Genomic DNA, 22,614 nt, shown 5'->3' with positions numbered 1-22,614 from the left:
TGCCAGCCCCCCCCCACATTAGTTATGTTTCAAGCCATAGCGGCAGCCATGTCAATATCATCCTCCGGCTGCTTCGTTTGATTTTTTGTTGATGCCTGATCATCGAGTCGCGACAAGAAGGTCTCAATCCGGCCATGCGCTTGGGACTGACGCTCAAAATATGCTTTGTAAGCATTTCGAGCTGAGATAATTAGAGTGTTATACGTCAAGACAGTAACGCCTATTACCTCAAGCGACTTAATCTCGTCAGAATCCAGGTGCGATTTGTCAGAAACTACAAAATAAATAGCAATCTTGGACGGTGCTCCGCCACCATCCATCCAGCTTCCATGTTGAGCGACGTATTCGGTCACCGCTTTACGATATTTATTGCACTGATGTTGAATTTTGTCGTAAGCCACCTTTACGCCTGGGCGCTTTAGTTCAATTACAACATGCCTTCCGGACTGATTTCGATAGGCAATATCCAGTCGCGCACCGTTATCATCATCCTTTGGAAATTTATCCTTTAAATACTTTGTGAGCGTGATTTCGTCTTGAGCTGTCCCTGGAATTCTCTCCCAAGTAGGATCGAGTAACCACAGGTGGTCCAGTAAATATTTTTGGATGACCTTTTCCAGTTCCTTGTCCGCTACTTTCTGTTGGAATGCTTGAATAACTTCAAGCCGCTGACGGCTTATATCAAAGAAATAGCTTTCTTCAACATCATCCATTGTGGCGAATATCTGTTGAAATTCAGGGCTGAACACATCAGAAATTTCATCCAACTTATGCAGCGCACTCCGAATCCTTAATTTTTCGAAAGCGACCATGGTGCTGCGATAAAGCATCCGGCGAGCAGATCGGTTTTTTTGATCATCATTTGCAAGTTCAACTTTCCCTATTGAATTGACAAGCTTTCTCGCCAATTTCTTATCTCTCTCTTCACCTAGGGAATCAATCCATTCATCCATGACCAGGATGGCCGGATCTTCAGGGTTTGGATTGACTTCAGCTCGCCATAAATCCCATTGATCTCTTATGGTTCGGAGGCAATCCTTCAGATGTTTCTGAATTGCGATAAAGAAGGGGTCATGATGAATAATAGATTCGCGAGCAGAAGTTGCGCGATCTATGCCGTCAGCATCCAGGAAATCCGCATGGATTTCACCGACAATGTAGCTATTAAAGTAACGAGTATCTCCAATCTCGGCCAACAGGTCTTCTTGCCACATGCGCCCATTAACGAATAGAGATATTTGATTGATGCTTTCGTCTTTCTCTCCAAGCCTGCTTGGCTGGTCCGCTGTGGCAATAAATCCTCGCACTGTGACTGCCGTACCCTCAACATTGAAAGTTGAAGGCAGCTTCTGAAACGCACGCTCTTTTCCTAGTGATGGCAGGCTGACAACAGGCGCTTCGAGGGTGATTGCTTCAATGCGAGATTCATCGTCGAAGTACCAGAAAAACTGAAGGTGATCGTAGATGCCGGCGGACTTCCGGGTAACAGCCTCATTGTTAACTTCAACCACGAAGTCGTTTGCGGGGCCAATAATTCCGAAGCGACGAGCGAGGCGGGGTATCAGGAATGTTTGAGTGCGATTGATCGAACGATTTAAACCACTGAGTGTGATTTTTGTCCCCTGCCCCCCTGGAAGTTCGGGCGCGTCAATATCCTCAACGGGGAAATACTCGGCTTCGCTTAGCGAAACTTTTTCTAGCTCAGTAACGTCAATTGTGAACCGGACCGGCTTATTACCTGCAGCTTGGGTATGAATTTCAATCTTGTTCGCTATCGAAAACATTGAAAGTTTGCCAATACCCTTACGCCCCATAACTTTCCGTTTTCCGGATTGCGAGGTATTTGAATGCGTAAAGTCTCGGCGGTTGTAGCCAACATTAAGAAAACGTGCTTGGACTTCAGCACGAGTCATCCCATGGCCGTTGTCTGAAATAGTTAGCTGCGCACCATTTGGTTTGTCTATGACCTCAATCTTGACTGTTTTTGCATCAGCGTCCCATGCGTTCGCAACGAGCTCCGCCAAAATAGAGGGGCTGCTGGCGTACAGCTTCATCCCAAGGTGATGCAAGACGTTAATATGCAGCGTGAAACGCAGAGGCCCTTGAGCGGGAGGCGTATTCACCTGTGCTCCTTGACATGAGCTACAAATGTACGCCCTACGACTTCGGCCAACCTCGGGGGTACAGCATTTCCAATCAAGCGACCGATATGAGACATCTTCGGTAATTGGCGTGGTTGAGTAAAACGATATTTAGCAGGGAAGCTTTGTAGTATTGCTCCCTCCCTCAGTGTGATCGCTCGATTTTGAACGGGGTGACCAAAGCGGCCAGTGCCAAAGTTGAAGAACTGCGTTGTAATCGTTGGAGCAGGGTGGTCCCACTCCATTCGTGAATAAACGTTTTTGAATGAGCGTCCCGAAGACTTGATGTGACAAGGGCTACGGAGGCTCTTGGGCCAATCCAGCCATGTCCCCCCCGGTTTAGAGTTCTTCAGGCGCTCGAGGTTGATGTCAGAAACTTCTCTGGCAAGATGCAGTGGGTCATCTTGCAAATACTCACCCGATCTAACCTTTGGTAGGCGACCGATCGCACTGCGCACGGATGGGTATTTGCCGGCTGGGTGCGTGGGCTTCGGGGTTGTAATTGGCCCCAGCAAAGATGCCATCAATACAAGCCTGCGTCGTTCTTGAGGGATGCCAAATTTCGGGCAATACAAACTCTCCCAAGCGACGTGATATCCGAGATTTTCTAGGCTCGTTACAAATCGTTGAAAGATAGAATGGCTCTGAATGCGTGACACATTTTCCATGGTCACGAGTTCGGGCTTTATCTCGCGAACTAGACGAGAAAACTCGTCCAAAAGGGGCCATTTCGGATCTTGCGAAGTATCTTTGCCTTTTGTATGCGCACTGAATGGTTGGCAAGGCGCGCAACCAGCGAGCAACCGAATTGTGCCCGGTACGAACCAGCCGGATAGTTCCTCGGCAGTGATTTCCGCAACGTCCTTTTTTATGAACTTCGCATTGTTATTTTGTTCGTATGGATATTCGCAGTGCTTGTCAACATCAACTCCCGCAGCGACACGAATACCCGACTTCGCCAAGCCGTAGGTCAAGCCACCAGCGCCGCAAAATAGATCAACTGCGGAAATCTCATGTTTGGCCATATCATACCCCTTACGTTAGCAGGCCTAAATAATATGCTGCTAATAGGCTGCCGTCGACGGTCTTATCCCCATTCATGTTTGTGGATTTCGAACTTTCGCAAGGGCGCAACGTGCTGTCAAGCTAGGGCCATAATTGCATGTCCATCTCAAGTGTTTGACATGAAATCCAAAGGGCACAAGGCTAATAAATGAGGAAGCTCCTGGCCATCAGGCCACTTGGGATATTGACGACATAATGTCTGTCAGCGCCGCTATCGCCTATGAGCTCCTGAAGACCTGCGGTCTGTTGGAGTTTGAGCTCAAGAAGCGGTCCAGCTATTTGTCAGCAGGTCATGAGCGACGTGCTGAAATTAATTGGTCGGCAGCCTATGCTGCCATTCGGCAGTTGCCGCCTGCCGTGTTCTTCGACAAGATTTCGGCTGAATCGCGGGACAAGTTCCTCGGCGGCAGCCGAGACCGCCCCATGATTCAGTTCATTGTGAGCGATGGGGGCATCCATCAAGCTCGCTATCTGCCTAAGCCTTTGCCTGCTAATGCCTCAGAAGCATTAGTGAACGGGATGCGCCGAGTACGGAACAATCTTTTCCACGGCGGAAAAGCCGATCCCCTGGAGGAGGCGAGCCCTGGCGATGATGAAGCATGGGCTAATGCCGCGTTGGACGTAGCTAATTGCCTGCTCTTGCTGATACGCGACAACGGCCTGTAACGTTAGTAGCCAATCTTCCTAGACCGCACAAGAATTCGTGGTACTAGCATGCCAACACCAGTGGGGTTGATCATCTAAACAAATTGATCACGATCAGTGCGTCGTTGTCTTATTAATATTGCGACGTAGATCGGAATCGACCATAGCGGACGTTTAATGACTGCCGAATCCTGGCCGGTCCTATTGGTTATCAGAGAAATAATTAAAATCAGCTAGATATATAAACAGGGCAATTCGCAGCCTGTGCGACAGAAATCAGTAATGCTGTTCTCACTAGCTTTCGTGAGGATCAGTGATGACTATGCCAGACGAAAGGACCAGATCGCTTCTATGGGCCGGGGGCTTCCTGATCGAGGTGGCGCGAGACAAACGCCTTCCACTCGATGTCAGACGCAGTGCCGTCGTCATTGCACGACACTTCCCGACCATCGAGGATATGTCGCACATGGCCATGTTTGGGAACTCGCCCGGACTCGACTTCGGGCTGATCGCTCCCGGCGAGATATCTTTGTCGGCGGCGAACTGCAAATTCGGCCCTCTCCGTTACTCCACTCGACTAACGTGGCCTGAGAAATAGCGCCGGCATCCGCTTCTCGTTGATCCCAGCCACTACCCTCATTGCTGGCACTGGCAGTTCGGTCACCACAGCGTTTCAGGATCTTCCCAAAGATCAAGTCCTGCGATTTCTAGTACAACGCTTGGGTTCGATTGAATGACATCCATTGGGCGACGCCTGTCCAAGAGGGAATGGGCTGCAAGAAACCATTCTAGGATCGACCATGTATTTTCCCAGCAATGACTGTAATAGAGATCAAACGTTTCCAATATCTCCGGCATCTCTTTGATTAGGCCAGCAGGGTCAAATTGAAAGTCTGGATACAGCCATGCTTCCACTGGCGCATGCCATACGGCCAATATGTTTCTTCGTTCTCGAAGGTCCGTCAGGTGATCTCTATCAATGCCTAGACGGGCCAAAACGTCAGGTTCCGTCAGGTAAGGTTTAACCACTTCGGCTCGTCGGTTTGCGCTGGCTTCCTCGATGGTTTGTCGATTTTTAGATTCTTTTTCCATGGGGTGATTCCATTTGATGACGATGGAAGATCTAGCTGAAATCACATTTCCTGAGAAAATTTCTACTCCTCGAGTAAAACGTATCTAGGCGAAATGCTACTTGGATAAGTTCGGCAAGTCGTAAGCTCGAAATCGTCAATTTTTCGAATGAGGTAGGGTCGATTCTCAATGCTTCATAGGCATTGCTAAGGGGGATGTTTGCGTACGTGCTTATAAGGGCTATGAGACGGCAATCAATGATGATCATGTTGGTTTGCACGCTCACGATAGGGTTGACGCATATCTTTTTGATGTTGTCACGATGAAGATCAATTAGTCCGAACTGCTCAAACAACCGGAGCTTTCGTTGCGTCTTCCATGTTTTGACTTGTTTTTCAAAACGCTGCGCGTGGGTGCGTGATCCGACGGGGATAGCTCCGATGAATTCGTTGGGATGGAAGAGGCGAGTAAAGAGAGCTCCATGGCCGCTCAGGTGTTGTTTGAATCTCGCAATAACGTCACGCGAGATCCCTGTGTAAAGGCGATTCGCTTCGCACCGGAGTAAATAGGCGTACCAAAGATCACTGGTGTCCATAACGCCTCATGACGTGACCGGCAACGCGCTGTTGAGAAGCGCCGAACTGCTCGATGTACATGTTTCCGCGACTCTGACTGATCCCAAACAAGTCTTGGAGCATGCGTGGGTTCGCGATTCCGCCCATCACAAGGTTGGCCATGGCCGTCACTCGGCCACGTCGAGCGTCGTAGCCATGGAGATTGCGGTAATTTTGGAAGGCGGTGGACTGAATATGGGTCCCCGAGCGCGTGCCTGGGAACAAATAGCGGCTGGTATTTTGTTCGTCGAACGCCCCGCGTTCCCGACGTTGTGTTATCCAACGCCGCATCGATGGGACAACGGAGTCGTCGAGAGGGATGAATACTTTCGAAAACCGAATTTCAAACCCGTCCTCCGTTTCAAGGACATTGGATTTTTCGATTTGAACGAGATCGAAAATCGTCTGCGCGTAGATCAGATTGAGCTGGGAAATCAATGCCCAATGGTTCTTTCTCGGATCATCCGTGGCCCGGAATGCGGAAAGAAACAGGTTGCGCTCCTCTTCAGAGTAGACAAGATGCGAAGGAATGGGGGGTGCCGGAACCTTGACGCGACGGATCTGGTGAAACGACAGCTTCCGCTTCCGGAGAAAGCGCAGGAAGGAGCCGATTGCGAAAGCGTGCAGCTTATTGGCAAGGGCCAGTTCAAACATTTCCTGCGTAATCTCCTGAACGCTCTCGACGCCGTGATGATTCGCGCAATAGCGAAGCAGTGATATCGCAGTGCGCACCGCTGATTCCACGCTTTTCGCCATGCGGACCAGGTGCTGGGTACGGCGCTGCACATTGGCCTTCTTTCTGGTTTCCAGCAGGTATCCAATGAAGTCCTGCGTCGTGGCCTGAATCCAAGGTGCGTCGTCAGCGGACAGCGCCCGGATTCTGCTCATCGCGAGCTCCAGGCCAAAGTCGGGGTCATCGTCCAGCACGATGTAGCCCATGTAGGAGAGAAACGACATCACCCGGCGGTACTTTTTCGAGAACTGATGTCCGAGGCGCCGAATGATCAAGACGCCTGAGAGCTCATCCGCGGACGCAAAGACGGATTCGAGCGCCTGAAATGCCGCGATGTCCCTTTTCAGTGAGTTACGCCAGGGGCCCCGCAAGGTCTTGATGCGAGCCTCATAGTGATAGGACTCAAACAGGGCACGGGCCCAGTCCGATTGAAGTGCAGGCCTGAGGGTGTCAAGCAGCTTGAGATGGCTTGCTTCCCAAGCGCAATCCTCGCATTGCGTCTTGCTGAAACCGTATTTCGTTTTTCCGCATGTGATGCAGACGATGATGGGCGGATGCCCTGTCGGCAGGCAGTCTTTGCAATAGGGATTTCCATCCCGAAGCCCTGCAGTATTTCGTGGGCGCCTGCACCCGGTGCAAAGTGGCGTAGTGTTGCGCGTACTCCGACATTGTGGGCATGCGGGTTCTGTGAAACCCAGCTTGAAGTCACGGTGAACGCGATTACTTACATTCGAGCAGTAGTGGCACTGCTTGGGTGGGCAAAGTTCGTTGGCGCACGAGTGACATGCAATGGTGCCATCAGGATAATTGGTCCGCTTGCGCGGCACTGTTGCTCGGCCGCAGCGTTTGCACGTCTTTCCTTCATAGAGGGCGTCATTGATGCAGCGGCCGCACAGTTTCGGATTGGCAGTCGGCAAGATCATCGTCAATCGACCACACCTGTCGCATTCCAGATGCTCGGCCCGCTTGTAGTAACACTTGCGACACAGTTGATATCCCTTGCGGGCGCGATAAGCCCCCATCTCCTTGGCGCAGGCCGTGCATGGGAAGTGCGTCATTTCTCCCCTCCCTTGGCGGGGTCTCGACCTGCTTGATGTGGCGCCATAGCGCGCATGGAGGGGCCAACCACTTTCGCCTTCTCCTTGGGATCCAGGGGTTCGATCCCATCGGGCAAATCGCCAAGTTCCGGAACACCGCCTGCAACTGCGCGCTTGCGCGCCTCAGCGGTGAACGCCGTCATTCCCGGGTTGAGATCGACAACGTTGTCGGGCAGCGTCCATCCAAAGAGATCGTTTGGCGTGCATTTGAAAATCCTGCACAGCGAGCCGACCAGTGCGATGGGGACAGTTTCCGGCGACTGGCCGAGGAGGCGCGTCACTTGTTTACGGGTCTGAGGGCAGTCTCCATCGATTTCGATTTGCCGGACCAACTCGGCGATCGTGAACTGTGTGTTCTGCTCGAGGAGGTTGCGGAGTGACCACTGAACACTGGCGCGCGTCGGACTCATTCGTCGTCCTTCGGGTGCAGAGTTTTTCGATTCACGTCGATAGTGATCTTTCGCAGGACCTCATCTGAAAGTTGGGTGTAGTGCGCAGTCGTGGATACGTATTTGTACTCAACGGCCTGAGAGTGGAGCAGGTCATTCGTTTCAGCCTCGCTAGGTGTGGATGTCTGCCGAAGTTTGTGCTTCGGAAGAGCGGACCCGACGATTTCACCGCGATGAGTAGTTTTGCGTGCTCGAGTCATGTCTCGTCTTCCTTGTACAGATCACGGCGAATCACGTTGACAGCGACGTTCCGCAGGAATTTGTCCGAGAGATGGGTGTAGCGCGCGGTGGTGGCGCCGTGCACGTGGCCCATGCTCTTGGAGGTGAACTGCATGGGGACGTCGGCTTCAGCCTGATGGGATGCGAACATGTGTCGCAAGCCATGCGTTGAAAACAGCCGTTCGTCGAGTCCGCAGCTACGAATCACAAACTTATAGCGATTCCAGATCGAGGCGCGACACAGGCGTTTGCCAACCTCTGACAGCCACAGAGCGGATTCATGGCCAGGCAAGACCGCGAACTTCGGTCGAACCTCTTCCAGATACCAATTCAGGATGAAGGGGATCCCAGGAATGATCGGTGGGGCCATCCGAAACTTGGGTCCGCTGCCCTGACTCCCTTTGCCATACACCCCGACAAATCCATATCGTCCAAGTTCGGGGAGATCGGGATTCTTCCTGAAGCTTGTCGTGTCGAGCTTGTGTCCTTCGCTCAATCGCAGACCATAGGCGTAATACGTGCAGAACATCGCCTTGTCGCGCTGCAGGGTCTTCAGAAGCCGTTTCCGTTCGCCACATGCAATCTCGATGAGCATGTCGATCATCCGGAAGAAGGCATCCAACTCCTGGGCGTCCATGTGATACCGCTCCGTCGTCTCACCGTCGTCGGTGACATGGACGATGCGGTTTTCGACGGTTACCACCTGCTCGATGCGCGCTCCACAAAGGGCATGCACCTGGTTTTGCCAATTCCGGTTGGTGACCAGGTAGTCGTACAGCGTCGAGACGGCTGTCTGCATGCCACGCTGGGTCTTCGACTTCAACTTGCGCTCGGCGTTCAGGTGCGAGCACCACGCTTCGAAATCGTCCGACGTACAGGCCCAGATGGGTTGGCCGACATAGGCGAGGAATTCTTCCGCATGCCGGCGATCGCGCTGGATCGTTTTTGGGGTGTGCCGCCGGGCCCCGCGGTGGCCGACGAAGTAGCCATCCAGCATTTGGGTCTGGAGCTTCAATTCGGGCTCGGTCAGGTTTCGGGGCGACCGTTGGAGGGGCAGGACTGTGGGCTGCTTGGTCTGCCGGGCCCGTTTGCGACGCGCCTCGCGCTCTTCTTCTGGCGTCGCGGCCGGGACCTCGTTGGCCACCTGGGCCGGCGGGGTTTGTCCAAAGGGCAGGATGGTGGCGGTCATGGCGAACGCCTCCAAGGGGATGGAGTGGGTCTAGAAGCGACCCCGGGATGGGTTTGGGTGTGCATGACAAATGCGATAGCACACAGTCGCGATTTCCAAAGTTGGCAATGCAAACCGCCTTTAGTCCCCCAGGCGGGTGCAAGTCAACTATGTCCCCTCAAGGCGCATTCCCTAAGCCCGGAAACGAGTCCAAAAACCGCCCTAATTCCCTTTTACAACAAAGAGTTAGTGCAGGAATTGGGAGCTGAATGGGTGGGAACGGGATCCTTCGAATCTTGTGAATTCGTCGAGGAACAGCACGCCGTTGTGCGCCAGCGAAATCTCGCCGGGCCGCACGTCTGCACCACCGCCGCCGATCAGCGCGACGGCGCTTGACGAATGATGCGGTGAACGAAATGGGCGCTGGCGCCAGCGCGAGGCATCGAAGAAGCCGCGTCCGCTGATCGATGCCAGTGCCGCTGATTCCAGCGCTTCCTGTTCGCTGGCTTCGGGAAGAATGCCGGGCAGGCGTGCGGCGAGGAGGCTTTTGCCGCAACCGGGCGATCCGGTAAGCAGCAAATGATGACCCCCAGCGGCTGCAATCTCCAACGCGCGACGTGCATGTTGCTGGCCGCGGACATCGGCGAGATCGGGATGGAAAGGCGCGCTGTCGGCATCGGCGGATGCACGTGGAAGCGGCTGGTCGCCCCGCAGCATGGCGCAGACTTCCGACAACGTGCGCGCGACCTGGATATCGGCATCGCGGGCGAGCGCGGCTTCGGCGGCGTTGCCCGGCGCGACGATCAACCGTCGCCCCTGTGCCTGAGCGGCGAGCGCTGCCGGCAATACGCCATCGACCGGGCGCAGTTCGCCGGTGAGCCCGAGTTCGGCGATGCATTCGACACCGTTCAATGCTTCCTGCGGAATCTCGCCCGCTGCAGCAAGAATGCCGAGCGCAATCGGCAGATCGAAGCGACCGCCGTGCTTGGGCAGGTCGGCGGGCGCGAGATTGACCGTGATCGAACGCGAGGGGAATTCCATCTGTGCGCAGGAGATCGCCGCACGCACCCGATCCTTGGCTTCACGGACGGCAGCTTCCGGCAGACCGACCACCGACATGCGCGGCAGTCCGCCGGCGAGATGCACTTCCACGGTGACGGCGGGCGCGGACACGCCGACACGCGCACGGCTGTGCGCGAGCGCGAGTTGCATGGCTTTGCTCCGGACGCTTAGTGCTGGGTGCTGCCGGCACCGCGATGTGCGGCTTCCAGCTCGGCAACCTGGCGTTCCAGCGCTTCGAGTTTTTCGCGGGTGCGCAGCAACACCGCGCGCTGGACGTCGAATTCCTCGCGGGTCACCAGATCGAGCCGACCGAGACCGGCCTGCAGCACCGACTTGAAGTTCTGCTGCAGTTCCTCGCGGCTGTCGCGCAGGCTCTGCGGCACCAGGTTGCTGAGGCGGCGGGCGAGGTCGTCGAGTTGGCTGAGGTCGATCATGGCGTGCTCCGTGGTGTCGTGTCGCCAGCGTCGCGCGGCCTGGATGCCGCGCCCATCGGCGACCGCCGCGCCGGCACCTCGGAAAATTCCGGGGCCACGCGCTAAGCTGGCGACAAGGATACCCGGAGGCCCCGCATGAAAATGGTGATGGCGATCATCAAGCCGTTCAAACTCGACGATGTGCGCGAGGCGTTGGCCGACATCGGCGTAGCCGGCATCACCGTGACCGAGGTCAAGGGCTTCGGCCGCCAGAAAGGCCATACCGAGCTTTATCGCGGCGCCGAATACGTGGTCGATTTCCTGCCCAAGCTCAAGTTGGAAATCGCCGTGCCCGGCGACCAGGCCGAGGCCGCGATCGAGGCGATCATGAAGGCGGCCGGCACCGGCAAGATCGGCGACGGCAAGATCTTCGTCTGGGATCTCGATCGCGTGGTGCGCATCCGCACCGGCGAGCTGGACGCCGACGCGCTGTAATCCGCGTCGACGCTCGTCTTACTGCTTGTGGTCGCGGCGGAACAACTGCCATTCCTCGATCGTGGTTCCGTCGGGGAGGTGGCACATGCCAATTTCGCCGCCATCGGCCTGCTTGACGATTTCCAGCTTGCCGCCGAGTTTGACGCAGTATTGCGAGGCCGGATTGGCCATCCCGATCGATTTCGTTTCCGGTGCCGGCGATGGCGCGGCGCAGGCCGACAGCAATACCAGCGCGGACAACGGAATCATGGCGTGAAGCAGGTTCATCTTCGACTCCCGGTGACGGATCAGTCCTTCAGCGCGGCCTTCACGAACGGCGGCAGCGATGCCGCGCCGCGGTGGATGTCGGCCGTGTAGTACTTCGTCGCGAACGACTTCGCCGCCGCATCGGCTTCGCGGAAGTCGAACCCACCCGACTTGCGGGCCATCGTCACGCTCCACCAGCCGGTGGGATAGCACGGCTGCGGGAACGGCAGCGTCTGGAAGGTGGTGAAGCCGGCCTTGCGCATTTCGTCGCGCATCTGGTTGATCAAGCCGAGCAGCTTGAGCGGCGATTCCGATTGCTGCACCAGCAGGCCGTCGTCCTTCAGCGCGCGCATGCAGTCGGCGAAGAATTCGGCGTTGAACAGGCCTTCCGCCGGGCCGATCGGATCGGTGGAATCGACGATGATGATATCGACGCTGTTCTCCGCCAGGTTCTTGACGTAGGCGAGGCCGTCATCGAACAGCAGCTCGGCGCGCGGATCGTTGTTGGATTCGCACAGTTCCGGGAAATACTTCTCGGCCATGCGGGTGACCTGCTCGTCGATGTCGCACTGGGTCGCCTTCTCGACGCCGGTGTGCTTCAGTACTTCGCGCAGCGTGCCGCAATCGCCGCCACCGATGATCACCACGCGCTTGGGATCGCGATGGGTGAACAGCACCGGATGGGCGATCATCTCGTGGTAGAAGAAGTTGTCGTCGGTGGTGAGCATCATCGCGCCGTCGATCAGCATCAGGTTGCCCCAATCGGTCGACTCGAAGATCTCGATCTTCTGGAACGGCGACTGCACCTCGTCGAGCTTGCGGGTGATGCGAAAACCGATGGCCGAACCGGTGGGTTCGAAGGGTTCGTAATGCCAGTTGGTGTCGGTCATCGCTGCGGGCTCCGCCAAATCAGGTGTGTCAGGCCGGCGATTTTACCGGGCCGGCGCGGTCGGCGTGATGACAGCGGGGAGAATCACGCCGGATCGACTCCGCGCCACCATGCCTCGGCGGGCGGCGGATCGCCGATATCGATGCGCTGGCCGATCCGCGGCGTCGCCAGGCGCACGCCCTGTTGCCGCGCCAGCGCGGTGACCCGCTCGAACGGATCGAACCAGGCGTGCATCGACAGATCGAACGTGCCGTTGTGGATCGGCAGCATCACCTTGGCGCCGAGATCGACATGCGCCTGCACGCTCTGTTCCGGTGCCATGTGCACGTAAGGCCAGGCGGCGTTGTAGGCGCCGTCTTCCATCAGACTGAGGTCGAACGGCCCGTGGCGCTGGCCGATCTCGCGGAAGCCGTCGAAATAGCCGCCGTCGCCGCTGAAGAAGATCTTGCGGTCGCCATGCGCGATGACCCACGAGCACCACAGCGTCGAATTGCCGTCGCGCAGTCCGCGCCCGGAAAAATGCTGCGCCGGGGTGCAGACGAGGCGGACATCATCGACGCGCGCTTCCTGCCACCAGTCGAATTCGTGCACTTTGGCCGCCGGCACGCCCCAGCGGATCAGACGCTGGCCGACGCCGAGGGTGGTGACGAAATCCTGCACCTTCGGCGCGAGCTTGCGGATCGCGGTCTTGTCGAGGTGGTCGTAGTGATCGTGCGAGAGGATCACCGCGCGGATCGGCGGCAGGTCCTCGATCGAGATCGGCGGTGCATGGAAGCGGCGCGGACCGAACCATTGCACCGGTGAGGCGCGCTTGCTGAACACCGGATCGGTGAGGAAAAACGCGCCGCCCAGCTTCATCAATACGGTCGAGTGGCCGAGCCGCCACAGGCTGTGGTCGGGCGCGGCGTCGAGATCGGCGCGGGTGATCGCCTGCACCGGGATCGTGCCGTGCGGCACGGTGTCCTTGGGCTTGTTGAAGAAGAAGTCCCACAGGGTGGTGCGATTCTCGCGGCTCACCGTCGGCGGCGCGGCCACCTTGTTGCGGAAACGGCCGTGCACCCACTGCGGCGAGGTCAGTCGGGCATCGGTATCGGTGGGTGACGGGGGAAAACCACGGGTTGGCTGGTCCATGGGCTCAATATGGGCCCTGTCGGCGTCCATGCAATGGCGACGGAAATCCCGTTGTGGCGGCGTTTTGCCCGGGAGTCGACGGTGCACCTTTACACTATCCGCCCGTTTTCCCCGCCCGGCCCGCCTGAAATGACCTGGTCCCTCGACCTCGCCCGCAAGACCTACTCGATTCCGCACTGGTCGGACGGCTATTTCGACGTCGACGGACAGGGGCGGGTCGTGGTCCGGCCCAAGGGCGCCGGTGGTCCGGAAGTCGCGCTCTCCGACGTGGTCGATCGCGCGCTCCACAACGGCGCGCACCTCCCGCTGCTGGTCCGTTTCCCCGACGTCCTCGGTGATCGCCTCGGCAAGCTGCAGGCGGCGTTCGCGCAGGCGCAGAAGGACTGGGATTACAGCGGCGGTTACACCGCGGTCTATCCGATCAAGGTGAACCAGCATGCCGGCGTCGCCGGCACGTTGGCCTCGCACGCGGGCGAGGGCTTTGGCCTGGAAGCCGGCAGCAAGCCGGAACTGATGGCGGTGCTGGCGCTGTCGCGTCCGGGTGGCGTGATCGTCTGCAATGGTTACAAGGATCGCGAGTACATCCGTCTCGCCCTGATCGGCCGCAAGCTCGGCCTGCAGACCTTCATCGTCATCGAGAAGCCCTCCGAGCTGAAGCTCGTGCTGGAGGAGTCGCAGGCGCTGGGCGTGACGCCGGGCCTCGGCGTGCGCATGCGGCTGGCATCGCTGGGCGCTGGCAAGTGGCAGAACTCGGGTGGCGACAAGGCCAAGTTCGGACTGAATCCGCGCCAGGTGCTCGATCTGTGGAAGCACTTGCGCGATGCCGGCATCGGCGACTGCCTGAAGCTGCTGCATTTCCACATGGGGTCGCAGATTTCCAACGTCCGCGACATCGCCAACGGCATGCGCGAGGCGACCCGTTACTTCATCGAGCTGTCGAAGCTTGGCGCCAAGATCGATTACGTCGACGTCGGTGGCGGCCTCGGCATCGACTACGAAGGTACGCGTTCGCGCAGCTACAACTCGGTGAACTACGGACTGCATCACTACGCATCGAGCATCGTCCAGCCGCTGGCCCAGGCCTGCGAGCAGAACGACTTGCCGCAGCCGCGCATCATCACCGAGTGCGGTCGCGCGATGACCGCGCACCACGCGGTACTGGTGGCCAACGTGTCGGAGGTGGAGCAGGCGCCGGAAGGCCGCGTTCCGCCGCAGAACGACGACGAATCCCAGCCGGTGCGCGACCTGCGCGAATTGCATGCGGAACTGGCGACGCGCCCGGCGGTGGAAGTGTTCCACGAAGCCGCGCAGTCGCATGCGGATGGCTTGAGCCTGTACGCGCTTGGCCAGATCGACCTGGTCCAGCGCGCGCGCATCGACGACCTGTTCTACGCGATTGCGCATGAAGTGAAATCGCGCCTGACCTACGACGAGAAGAGCCATCGCGATCTCCTCGATGAGCTCAACGAGCGTCTCGTCGACAAGTATTTCGTCAACTTCAGCGTGTTCGAGTCGATGCCGGACGTGTGGGCGATCGACCAGGTGTTCCCGATCGTGCCGATCGAACGCCTGAACGAAGCGCCGGTGCGCCGCGGCGTGATCTGCGACCTCACCTGCGATTCCGACGGCAAGATCGACACCTATGTCGAGAACGAAGATCTCGACACCTCGCTGCCGCTGCACGAGCTGGTGCCGGGACAGTCGTACCGGATCGGCTTCTTCCTGATCGGCGCTTACCAGGAAATCCTCGGCGACATCCACAATCTGTTCGGCGATACCGATGCGGTGGAAGTGCGTGTCAACGGCGACGATTGCGTGATCAGCCAGCAGCGTCGCGGCGACACCACCGACGTGATGCTCGATTACGTCGGCTACAAGCTCGACGACCTGCGTCGCATCTATCGCGCTCGCGTCGAATCGGCCGACCTGTCGCCGGGCGAAAGCGAACGATTGCAGCACGCGCTGGAAGCCGGGCTCACCGCCTATACCTATCTCGACGACGCGCCGCTGGAGTAATCGCGCGGCGATTCGTCGCAGCGGCGGCACGGTTCGGCGCAAAGCAGCTGCAAAGGCGTGGTGTCGCTGCATTGGTCGTGGGCTAATGCAGGCTCCCAACGGAGAAGCCGCATGACATCGATCAAGAAGACCGTCCTGGCAACGCTGGTCATCCTTGCGTCCGGGCTGCAGCCGGCATTGGCGAAGCAGAACGACCCCGCCGACGTCGCCGCGATCCACAAGGTCGTCGAGCAGTTCCGCACATCCATCATCAACAGGGACAAGCCGACCTTCACCAGCCTGTTCTTTTCCGACAAGCCGGAAGAGGTGACCTGGCAATGGGTGGTCGATGACGTCGGCATCGCCCTTCTCCGCAAGCGCAAGCCTGAGGTGCACAAGGCCATCCGCGTTCCGGGCGAGAATTACCTGAGCTTCATCGATTCGCTGGTCAAGCCCGATGCCAGGCCGGCCGAGGAGAAGTTCTCGGACGTGAAAGTCGATACCGATGGCGAAGTCGCATCGGTGAACTTCGATTATTCCTATCTTGATGGTGGCAAGGAAACCAACTGGGGGCGCGAGATGTGGCAACTGGTGCGTACCGACGCCGGATGGAAGATCATTTCCGTCATCTACTCGGTGCGTCCACCCAAATCGATGTGATGGATTCGAATTCCCCGGCAATTCCGATGGTGCCGCCGTCATGGCGGGTAGCGTGGCTGGCCGCCGTGCCGGTCGCGCTATGCCTGCTGGTGATGGCGTTGCCGACGCTCGGCCACAGCCAGGCATTGGCTTATCGCGCGTTGTATCTCGTGGCCAATGCCTTGTGGGTGCCGGCATTGGTAGTGATGCAGCGCTGGTTGTGGCGCAATTCCGTCGCGCTATGGCCATCGATCCTGGCGTTGCTTGCGGCGACGTATGCGATGTCGCTGGCGAACAGCGCACTGGGCGTGGCGCTGGCCCTGGTCATGGGCTTGCCGATTCCGATGCCGTTCCCGTGGTGGCAGTTGTTGAGCGGACTCGATGGCTGTTGGCTGGCGTTGATCGCGTTCTGCGCCGCCCACGCGATGATCGGGCATTACGCTGCGTTGAAGGAAGAGCAGCGGCGTCTCGGCCAGGCGGAACTGGCGGCGCGCGAGGCGGAGTTGCGTGCGTTGCGTTACCAGTTGCATCCGCATTTCCTGTTCAACGCCCTCAACGGCGTGTCGGCACTAGTGGCCGAGAAACGCGACGACGACGCCCGGACGATGATCGCCCAGCTCGGCACCTTCCTGCGCGCGACGCTGGATGGGCACTCGCATGAAGTGCCGCTGGCCGAGGAACTGGCGCTGACCGAAACCTATCTGTCGATCGAAAAGGCGCGCCTGGGCGAGCGCCTGCAACTGCAATGGAATGTCGGTGCCGGCGTGCTCGATGCCATCGTGCCTGCCTTGTTGTTGCAGCCGCTGGTGGAGAATGCGATTCGCCATGGCATCGCCAGGCGCAGCACTCCGGGCCGCATCGGGATCGATATCGCGGCGCGCGGCGATCGTCTGTCGCTGCAAGTCCGCAACGACGGTGCGGATGTGGTGATGGAGGATTCCCGGGAAGGTGACGCGTTGGGCCAGTCCAATGTGCGCGAACGGTTGGCGCGCTTGTATCCGGAGCGACATCATTTTTCCGCGATGGAAACGGCATCCGGTTACAAAGTGACGATCGAAATTCCCCTGCTGCGTCCCGTTGTGGCCCCGGTGGCCGCGTGATGCGCGTGCTGGTGATCGACGATGAGCCGTTGGCGCGCGGCGGCGTCCTCGTGCAACTGTCGAAGTTCGATGACGTCGAAATGGTCGGTGAATGTGGCGACGGCATTTCCGCGGCCGCGGGAATCCGCGAGCATCGCCCCGATGTGGTCGTGCTCGACGTGCAGATGCCTGGCATGGATGGCATCGATGTACTGCGCAACCTGCCGCCCGAAGAACGCCCACTGGCGATCCTGCTGACGGCGCATGAATCGTTCGCGATCTCGGCGTTCGAACTCGACGCCATCGACTACCTGCTCAAACCGCTGGATGACGAACGTTTCGCCGAAGCGATCGCGCGGGCGCGTCGGCGCCTGGGGAAATCGTCGCAGACGGCGGAACGCACGCCACCGCCTGCGCAAGAGCCACAACGCTTCGAAGTGCGCGTCGGTCGCCGCAGTGTCTTCGTGCCGGTGGGGGACGTCGAATACCTGCAGGCCGACGGCGATTACGTCGCCCTGTACGTCGCTGGCCAGCGCCACCTGATCCGCGAGTCGTTGCAGCGATTGCAGGAGCGGCTGGATGGGGAACGCTTCCTGCGCGTCCATCGCTCCGTCATCGTGCGCATCGACCGGGTGGCGGAAATGCGGTCGCTGTCCAATCGCGATGCCCTGTTGCGCCTGCATGATGGCATCCTGCTGCGCGCGAGCCGTACCTATGTCGATACCTTGCGCGCACGCCTGCGCCTGTTTGGAAACTGAAGCCGCATGAGCACCACGCAACGCCAACCCGGCCTCGACCTCCTGCGCGCCATCGCCATCGTGTGGGTGATGCTTTTCCATAGCTTCATCGTCGGTGGGCTCGGTGACCACTGGGGCTGGCTGTCGAAATATGGCTGGATGGGCGTCGACATCTTTTTCGTGCTCAGTGGCTATCTGATCGGCGGACAGGTGTTGCAGCAGTTGCGCGATCACGCACGGATCGATTTCGGCGATTTTTACCTTCGCCGCGCGCTGCGCATCCTGCCGGCATTCTGGGCGGTGCTGGCGATCTACCTGGTGTTCCCATCGTGGCGCGAAGTCGATGGCATGGAGCCATGGTGGAAGTTCGCAGCCTTCATCTACAACCTTGACGTCGACTACAACGCGCACGCGGCGTTCTCGCACGCATGGTCGCTGTGCGTGGAAGAGCATTTCTACCTGGTGTTCCCGTTGCTGGCAGCCTGGGGGTTCCGCCGCAATTCGCTGTTGTTGACGATCTCGCTGATCGCTTTCGTACTGCTTGGCGGTATCGCGTTGCGCAGCACGATCTGGCTGCACGACAACGCACTGGACCCGGATCGCAACTGGTTCATCGAGGATCTCTATTACCCGACCTGGTGCCGCCTCGATGGGCTGCTGGTGGGTGCCGCGCTTGCGGCCATGCGGGTGTTCCGCGCGCGCTGGTGGCAGCGAATGCGTGGATACGCGAATGTCGCGATCATGATCGGGGTGCTCGGCGTGATCGCCTCGTTCTCCCTGCACGCGCAGCGCGGTGGGTTGCTCGCCAACAGCATTGGCTGGCCGGTGCTGTCGCTGTCATTCGGACTGCTGGTGTTCGCCGCCGCCGAGCGGGACAGCTGGATCGGACGCTGGCGCATTCCCGGCGCCGGCTGGATCGCCGCGATTTCCTACAGCCTCTATCTCAGCCACAAGCTGGTGATGCATGCGGTGAATGTCGCGATCGATGGCCGCGTGCATGGCGTCTTGGCTTTTTCGCTGTATGCGGTGGCGATCATTGCGGTGGGCGCACTGTTGCACTACGCGGTCGAGCGACCCGGCTTGCGTTTGCGAGGGCGCATGCGGCGGGGCCAATCGGCGCAAGCGAGCCGTGGACAGCAGCGTGGCAGCACCGTATTCATGGACGGAAGCAACGACCCCCTATAATCCGATTCACACTTGGAATGTGAATTCGAACGGCACTGGGGGAGTGCAATGGAGTTCAGGAACATGGCGCGGGAACGGCTGCGCTATAGGGCACGACAGGTTGCGTTGCTGTTGTTGGCAGTCATGGCGACAGGCCCCATTGGCGCGCAAGTGCAGCGCAGCATGATCAATCCCGGGTTCGAATCGCCGGCATTGACGCCAGGGAATGTGGCGACGGGGTGTTACGTCCAAGTCACCAGCTCATCCGTGCCCGGTTGGGATACCACCCACCCGTCAATGACGGGGTCGGGAAATTGCACGTCCCCGGCGGCATCCACCGGACCTCTCATCGAGCTTTGGCGCACAAATTTCCTGGGTGTCGTGGCACGATCGGGCAACAATTTCGCAGAGCTGAATGCGGAAGCGGCGTCGCGCATCTACCAGAATGTCTGTTTGATCAATGGCGAGAGTTTCAACTGGACGTTCAGCCATCGCGGACGCAATAGCTCGACGACGCGGGATGTCGCGGCGTTCAAGGTCGGCGCATCGCAAGAGATCGTCCGGGTGGGAACGACGAACACGGGTGCGACGGATACCCCGATCCCGTCCGCCGGTGTCACGGTGGCGAGCGGCGGCAATGGCTGGGTCGATTACAGCGGGAACTACACCTATAGCGGTGCCACCGGCATCAACAGTCTTGGCTTTGAAGCGATCAGTTCGTCCGGCGGAGTCACGCAGGGCAATCTTCTCGACAACATCCAGATCCAGATCGCACCATTCGTGGAATTCGTGCAGTCATCGAGCTCCGGACTTGAAGCGGCAGGCAACAACCTGCCGCAGATCCGCGTGAACGGCACCGTGTTCTCGGCGATGACGGTCACGGTGACGATCACCGGCGGGACTGCCACGCGCGGCGCAACCGGGGCGACCGGTGTCGATTACACCACGGCCGGCGGCAGCGCCACGCTGACCATCAATGTGCCCGCAGGCATCTATGACGGCACGGCGGCGACCAGCAGCCTGTTCACGGTGCCGGTGACCATCGTCGACAACACTACCGTCCAGTCGAATCGCACCATCCAGTTCCAGGTGCAAGCCTCGGGCGCTACCCCGAAGGCCTACCTGCTCAATTCCAGCAGCACCTGCGGTGCAGCCGCCCAGGCCACCAGCACCTACACCATCATCGACGACGACGCGAAGCTGACGATGGCCAAGAACGTCACCAGCTACGCGCAAGTGGCCGGCAGCCCCGATACGTTCGACATCGGCTACACCATCACCGTGGCCAATACCGGCAACGGAAACGCCATCTACGGATTGACGGATACGCCCGGGTTCGATCCTGACGTGAGCATCGTCAGCGCGTCCTATACGCTCAATGGCGGGAGTGCGAATGCCCTGGCAGGCGCCGGGCCATGGACGTTGCAGCCAGCGGGAGGGCGAACGCTGGCCAGCGGCAGCACCGACACCTATGTCCTGACGGTGCGCGGCAAGGTCAGTTCCGGCGGCAGCACGGCGAACGATGCCTGTACCGGAGCCAGCGGGCATGGCTTGTACAACCAGGCAACCGCCACGTTGCAGAATCCGCTGACGACGATCAATGCCAATGCCTGCCGGGACACGATGACGCCGGGCCGGGTGGCGCTGGCGAAGACCTTGAACGGACGCACGACCGCCGGCGACCAGGCGCAGGTCCGCATCTATGCCGGCGGTATCCAGACCAATACCGCCAGCACCAGCGGCGCGACCGCACCGGCAACGGCAATCACCGGAGCAGTGCTCTTCGCCGCCGGCACCGCGATCGAATTGCGCGAAACCATCCTGCAGGGTGGCACCACGGCGACGGCGCCATCTACCGGTTATGCGACGTCGATCAGTTGCAGCAATGCAGCGACGGGATCTGGAACCGTATTGCCAACGGGCAGCGGAGCCGCGAGCGGCACGGAACAGGCCTGGAGCGGCATCGCGCTGGCCGCGGGCGATGACATCAGCTGCACCATCACGAACACGCCGAAAGTCGACCTGTCGATCACCAAGAGCAATGGAACGACGACGGTGACTTCGGGCGGATCGACCGTCTATACCATCGTTGCGAGCAATGCCGGACCGGCAGCAGCCAATGGTGCAACGCTCAAGGATGCGTTGCCGACGGGCCTGAGTTCATGCCCCACATTGACTTGCGACGGCAGCGCCGCGACCGGTGGCGCAGTCTGTCCGGCAGTTGCCGCAGTGACGCCGGCGGCTTTGCAGGCCGGAACGCTCTCGGTGAACCTGCCGGCGGGCAGTTCGCTGACGTTCAAGCTGAGCTGCAACGTGCAGTGATCACCGCCGCCACGGCGCCGCAACCAGGATCACGCCGGCCATCACCAGCACGGCGCCGGCAATCCGCACGGCGTCGACCGTGCGCGGCGTGCTCTGCAACACGCCGAACTTGTCGAGCAGCAATGCGGCGGTGACCTGGCCGAAGATCACCAGGCACATCATCGTCGCGGGGCCCAGGCGCGGAATCAGCAGGGTGACGACGGCGACATAGAACGCGCCGAGCAGCCCGCCCATCCATACCCACATCGGCATGCCGCTTGCCGCGCCCAATCCAATCTGATGGCGCGCGATGACGAGATACGCGCCAAGCACGATCGAACCGACCAGGAACGACACGAACGCGCCGACGATGGGTCCGCCGATCTGCGCGCCGAGGCGTGCATTGATCAGCCCCTGCAGCGGCAGCATCGCGCCGACCAGGATGGCGAGTCCCATCATCCACCACGCGTTGCCGCTCATGCCTTGTCTCCGCGATGGATCTGGAAGCCGGCGAAACTCTGGCTCGTCGGCATCACTTCCAGTCGGTTGATGTTGAGGTGCGGTGGCAGGTTGGCGATCCACCACGTTGCATCGGCGATGTCGTCACCGGTGATCGGATTCGCGCCGCGATAGAGGTCGTCCGACGCCTGCTGGTTGCCGCCGGTGCGCACCAGGGTGAATTCGGTTTCGGCGAGACCCGGTTCGATGCTGGTCACGCGCACGCCGGTGCCGTGCAGATCGCTGCGCAAGCCGAGCGAGAACTGGGTGACGAAGGCCTTGGTGCCGCCATAGGCATTGCCGCCGGTATAGGGATAGGTCGCGGCGATCGAACTGATGTTGACGATGGCGCCGCGCGTTGCGATCAATCGTGGCAACAACACATGGGTGAGGTTGACCAGCCCGAGCACGTTGGTTTCGATCATTTGCCTCCACTGTGCGGGATCGGCGTTCTGCGCGGGTGCGGTGCCGAGCGCGAGGCCGGCGTTGTTCACCAGCAGATCGATGTCGCGCAACGATTCCGGCAATGCAGCGATCGCGGCTTCAATCGCCGTGCCGTCGCGAATGTCGAAGCTGACGGGATGGATCGCATCCCCCAGTTCGGCACGCAATGAGTCGAGGCGATCCATGCGTCGGCCACTGGCGATGACCTGCCAGCCTTCCTTGACGAAGCGCGTGGCGATGGCGCGACCGAAGCCCGAGGTGGCGCCGGTGACGAAAGCGATCTTGTTCGACATGGGAGGTGATGCGGATGGGGAACCGC

The 22,614-nt window shown here is 59.3% G+C and carries 22 protein-coding genes and 1 pseudogene; 9 read left to right on the top strand and 14 right to left on the bottom strand.

Annotated elements, in window-relative coordinates; all coding sequences use genetic code 11:
• Positions 1 to 29: 29 nt before the first annotated feature.
• Together ABE093_RS06360 and ABE093_RS06355 are read right to left on the bottom strand one after the other, a co-directional pair.
• Entirely contained in the window at positions 30 to 2,123 is a 2,094-nt protein-coding gene (locus ABE093_RS06360; protein WP_430759986.1) for a BbrUII/HgiDII family restriction enzyme, read from the bottom strand.
• A complete protein-coding gene (locus tag ABE093_RS06355) occupies positions 2,120 to 3,166 on the bottom strand; it encodes a DNA cytosine methyltransferase (RefSeq protein ID WP_430759985.1) in 1,047 nt (348 codons plus the stop codon). The genes ABE093_RS06360 and ABE093_RS06355 overlap by 4 nt, the downstream gene beginning before the upstream one ends.
• A gap of 235 nt (positions 3,167 to 3,401) precedes the next feature.
• Between ABE093_RS06355 and ABE093_RS06350 the strand changes: the two genes are divergently transcribed.
• Together ABE093_RS06350 and ABE093_RS06345 are read left to right on the top strand one after the other, a co-directional pair.
• Positions 3,402 to 3,872, top strand: coding sequence for a hypothetical protein (locus ABE093_RS06350; RefSeq protein ID WP_430759984.1), 471 nt, complete (start codon positions 3,402 to 3,404; stop codon positions 3,870 to 3,872).
• A 295-nt stretch (positions 3,873 to 4,167) separates the two neighbouring features.
• Positions 4,168 to 4,449: a BPSL0761 family protein gene (locus tag ABE093_RS06345; protein ID WP_430759983.1), complete on the top strand. Its 282-nt coding sequence runs from the start codon at positions 4,168 to 4,170 to the stop codon at positions 4,447 to 4,449.
• Between the two features lie 62 nt (positions 4,450 to 4,511).
• On the opposite strand, the gene ABE093_RS06340 is transcribed toward ABE093_RS06345, so the two are convergent.
• From ABE093_RS06340 to ubiK, 7 genes and pseudogenes are all read right to left on the bottom strand, one after another.
• Positions 4,512 to 4,943, bottom strand: coding sequence for a hypothetical protein (locus ABE093_RS06340; protein ID WP_430759982.1), 432 nt, complete (start codon positions 4,941 to 4,943; stop codon positions 4,512 to 4,514).
• 31 nt (positions 4,944 to 4,974) lie between these two features.
• Positions 4,975 to 5,517, bottom strand: a complete 543-nt coding sequence (locus tag ABE093_RS06335; protein WP_430759981.1) for a GIY-YIG nuclease family protein — start codon at positions 5,515 to 5,517, stop codon at positions 4,975 to 4,977.
• Entirely contained in the window at positions 5,504 to 7,327 is a 1,824-nt protein-coding gene (locus ABE093_RS06330; protein WP_430759980.1) for a hypothetical protein, read from the bottom strand. Before ABE093_RS06330 ends, ABE093_RS06335 begins: the two co-directional genes overlap by 14 nt.
• On the bottom strand, positions 7,324 to 7,776 hold the full coding sequence (locus ABE093_RS06325; RefSeq protein ID WP_430759979.1) for a helix-turn-helix domain-containing protein: 453 nt from the start codon (positions 7,774 to 7,776) through the stop codon (positions 7,324 to 7,326). The genes ABE093_RS06330 and ABE093_RS06325 overlap by 4 nt, the downstream gene beginning before the upstream one ends.
• Before the next feature lie 235 nt (positions 7,777 to 8,011).
• Positions 8,012 to 9,223 (bottom strand): tyrosine-type recombinase/integrase, encoded by a 1,212-nt coding sequence (locus ABE093_RS06320; protein ID WP_430759978.1) that lies wholly within the window; start codon positions 9,221 to 9,223, stop codon positions 8,012 to 8,014.
• Positions 9,224 to 9,490: 267 nt separating this feature from the next.
• Positions 9,491 to 10,414, bottom strand: a pseudogene (locus ABE093_RS06315) (YifB family Mg chelatase-like AAA ATPase); the annotation flags it as partial.
• 17 nt (positions 10,415 to 10,431) lie between these two features.
• Entirely contained in the window at positions 10,432 to 10,698 is a 267-nt protein-coding gene (gene ubiK, locus ABE093_RS06310; RefSeq protein WP_430759977.1) for a ubiquinone biosynthesis accessory factor UbiK, read from the bottom strand.
• Positions 10,699 to 10,833: 135 nt separating this feature from the next.
• On the opposite strand from ubiK, the gene ABE093_RS06305 reads away from it, so the two are divergent.
• Positions 10,834 to 11,172: a P-II family nitrogen regulator gene (locus tag ABE093_RS06305; protein WP_430759976.1), complete on the top strand. Its 339-nt coding sequence runs from the start codon at positions 10,834 to 10,836 to the stop codon at positions 11,170 to 11,172.
• A gap of 18 nt (positions 11,173 to 11,190) precedes the next feature.
• On the opposite strand, the gene ABE093_RS06300 is transcribed toward ABE093_RS06305, so the two are convergent.
• From ABE093_RS06300 to ABE093_RS06290, 3 genes are all read right to left on the bottom strand, one after another.
• The gene (locus ABE093_RS06300; RefSeq protein ID WP_430759975.1) at positions 11,191 to 11,439 is read right to left on the bottom strand and encodes a putative hemolysin; all 249 of its coding nucleotides are present in this window, start codon (positions 11,437 to 11,439) and stop codon (positions 11,191 to 11,193) included.
• Between the two features lie 20 nt (positions 11,440 to 11,459).
• The gene (gene speE, locus ABE093_RS06295; RefSeq protein WP_430759974.1) at positions 11,460 to 12,308 is read right to left on the bottom strand and encodes a polyamine aminopropyltransferase; all 849 of its coding nucleotides are present in this window, start codon (positions 12,306 to 12,308) and stop codon (positions 11,460 to 11,462) included.
• A gap of 83 nt (positions 12,309 to 12,391) precedes the next feature.
• The gene (locus ABE093_RS06290) at positions 12,392 to 13,438 is read right to left on the bottom strand and encodes an MBL fold metallo-hydrolase (protein ID WP_430759973.1); all 1,047 of its coding nucleotides are present in this window, start codon (positions 13,436 to 13,438) and stop codon (positions 12,392 to 12,394) included.
• Between the two features lie 129 nt (positions 13,439 to 13,567).
• On the opposite strand from ABE093_RS06290, the gene speA reads away from it, so the two are divergent.
• The 6 genes from speA to ABE093_RS06260 all read left to right on the top strand — a co-directional run bounded on the left by speA (position 13,568) and on the right by ABE093_RS06260 (position 21,374).
• Positions 13,568 to 15,454 carry an arginine decarboxylase gene (gene speA, locus ABE093_RS06285; RefSeq protein ID WP_430759972.1) on the top strand — a complete coding sequence of 629 codons (1,887 nt, stop codon included), beginning with the start codon at positions 13,568 to 13,570 and terminating at the stop codon, positions 15,452 to 15,454.
• A 111-nt stretch (positions 15,455 to 15,565) separates the two neighbouring features.
• Positions 15,566 to 16,093, top strand: coding sequence for a nuclear transport factor 2 family protein (locus ABE093_RS06280; protein WP_430759971.1), 528 nt, complete (start codon positions 15,566 to 15,568; stop codon positions 16,091 to 16,093).
• A complete protein-coding gene (locus ABE093_RS06275) occupies positions 16,093 to 17,172 on the top strand; it encodes a sensor histidine kinase (RefSeq protein ID WP_430759970.1) in 1,080 nt (359 codons plus the stop codon). The genes ABE093_RS06280 and ABE093_RS06275 overlap by 1 nt, the downstream gene beginning before the upstream one ends.
• Positions 17,172 to 17,909, top strand: coding sequence for a LytR/AlgR family response regulator transcription factor (locus ABE093_RS06270; protein WP_430760102.1), 738 nt, complete (start codon positions 17,172 to 17,174; stop codon positions 17,907 to 17,909). Before ABE093_RS06275 ends, ABE093_RS06270 begins: the two co-directional genes overlap by 1 nt.
• A gap of 6 nt (positions 17,910 to 17,915) precedes the next feature.
• Entirely contained in the window at positions 17,916 to 19,073 is a 1,158-nt protein-coding gene (locus tag ABE093_RS06265; protein ID WP_430759969.1) for an acyltransferase family protein, read from the top strand.
• Between the two features lie 360 nt (positions 19,074 to 19,433).
• The gene (locus ABE093_RS06260; protein WP_430759968.1) at positions 19,434 to 21,374 is read left to right on the top strand and encodes a hypothetical protein; all 1,941 of its coding nucleotides are present in this window, start codon (positions 19,434 to 19,436) and stop codon (positions 21,372 to 21,374) included.
• On the opposite strand, the gene ABE093_RS06255 is transcribed toward ABE093_RS06260, so the two are convergent.
• Together ABE093_RS06255 and ABE093_RS06250 are read right to left on the bottom strand one after the other, a co-directional pair.
• Positions 21,375 to 21,833: a DMT family transporter gene (locus ABE093_RS06255; protein WP_430759967.1), complete on the bottom strand. Its 459-nt coding sequence runs from the start codon at positions 21,831 to 21,833 to the stop codon at positions 21,375 to 21,377. It lies immediately after the preceding gene.
• Entirely contained in the window at positions 21,830 to 22,588 is a 759-nt protein-coding gene (locus ABE093_RS06250) for an SDR family NAD(P)-dependent oxidoreductase (RefSeq protein WP_430759966.1), read from the bottom strand. The genes ABE093_RS06255 and ABE093_RS06250 overlap by 4 nt, the downstream gene beginning before the upstream one ends.
• Positions 22,589 to 22,614: the final 26 nt, after the last annotated feature.

It is taken from the genome of Solilutibacter silvestris (assembly GCF_050574925.1).
Classification (GTDB): Bacteria; Pseudomonadota; Gammaproteobacteria; order Xanthomonadales; family Xanthomonadaceae; genus Solilutibacter; species Solilutibacter silvestris_A.
This window is presented reverse-complemented; position numbering and strand designations above follow the sequence as displayed.

Coding starts and splice junctions, on each gene's coding strand:
- ABE093_RS06355 (WP_430759985.1), bottom strand. CDS start 3,166: ATGGCCAAACATGAGATTTCCGCAGTTGATCTATTTTGCGGCGCTGGT.
- ABE093_RS06350 (WP_430759984.1), top strand. CDS start 3,402: ATGTCTGTCAGCGCCGCTATCGCCTATGAGCTCCTGAAGACCTGCGGT.
- ABE093_RS06345 (WP_430759983.1), top strand. CDS start 4,168: ATGACTATGCCAGACGAAAGGACCAGATCGCTTCTATGGGCCGGGGGC.
- ABE093_RS06340 (WP_430759982.1), bottom strand. CDS start 4,943: ATGGAAAAAGAATCTAAAAATCGACAAACCATCGAGGAAGCCAGCGCA.
- ABE093_RS06335 (WP_430759981.1), bottom strand. CDS start 5,517: ATGGACACCAGTGATCTTTGGTACGCCTATTTACTCCGGTGCGAAGCG.
- ABE093_RS06330 (WP_430759980.1), bottom strand. CDS start 7,327: ATGACGCACTTCCCATGCACGGCCTGCGCCAAGGAGATGGGGGCTTAT.
- ABE093_RS06325 (WP_430759979.1), bottom strand. CDS start 7,776: ATGAGTCCGACGCGCGCCAGTGTTCAGTGGTCACTCCGCAACCTCCTC.
- ABE093_RS06320 (WP_430759978.1), bottom strand. CDS start 9,223: ATGACCGCCACCATCCTGCCCTTTGGACAAACCCCGCCGGCCCAGGTG.
- ubiK (WP_430759977.1), bottom strand. CDS start 10,698: ATGATCGACCTCAGCCAACTCGACGACCTCGCCCGCCGCCTCAGCAAC.
- ABE093_RS06305 (WP_430759976.1), top strand. CDS start 10,834: ATGAAAATGGTGATGGCGATCATCAAGCCGTTCAAACTCGACGATGTG.
- ABE093_RS06300 (WP_430759975.1), bottom strand. CDS start 11,439: ATGAACCTGCTTCACGCCATGATTCCGTTGTCCGCGCTGGTATTGCTG.
- speE (WP_430759974.1), bottom strand. CDS start 12,308: ATGACCGACACCAACTGGCATTACGAACCCTTCGAACCCACCGGTTCG.
- ABE093_RS06290 (WP_430759973.1), bottom strand. CDS start 13,438: ATGGACCAGCCAACCCGTGGTTTTCCCCCGTCACCCACCGATACCGAT.
- speA (WP_430759972.1), top strand. CDS start 13,568: ATGACCTGGTCCCTCGACCTCGCCCGCAAGACCTACTCGATTCCGCAC.
- ABE093_RS06280 (WP_430759971.1), top strand. CDS start 15,566: ATGACATCGATCAAGAAGACCGTCCTGGCAACGCTGGTCATCCTTGCG.
- ABE093_RS06275 (WP_430759970.1), top strand. CDS start 16,093: ATGGATTCGAATTCCCCGGCAATTCCGATGGTGCCGCCGTCATGGCGG.
- ABE093_RS06270 (WP_430760102.1), top strand. CDS start 17,172: ATGCGCGTGCTGGTGATCGACGATGAGCCGTTGGCGCGCGGCGGCGTC.
- ABE093_RS06265 (WP_430759969.1), top strand. CDS start 17,916: ATGAGCACCACGCAACGCCAACCCGGCCTCGACCTCCTGCGCGCCATC.
- ABE093_RS06255 (WP_430759967.1), bottom strand. CDS start 21,833: ATGAGCGGCAACGCGTGGTGGATGATGGGACTCGCCATCCTGGTCGGC.
- ABE093_RS06250 (WP_430759966.1), bottom strand. CDS start 22,588: ATGTCGAACAAGATCGCTTTCGTCACCGGCGCCACCTCGGGCTTCGGT.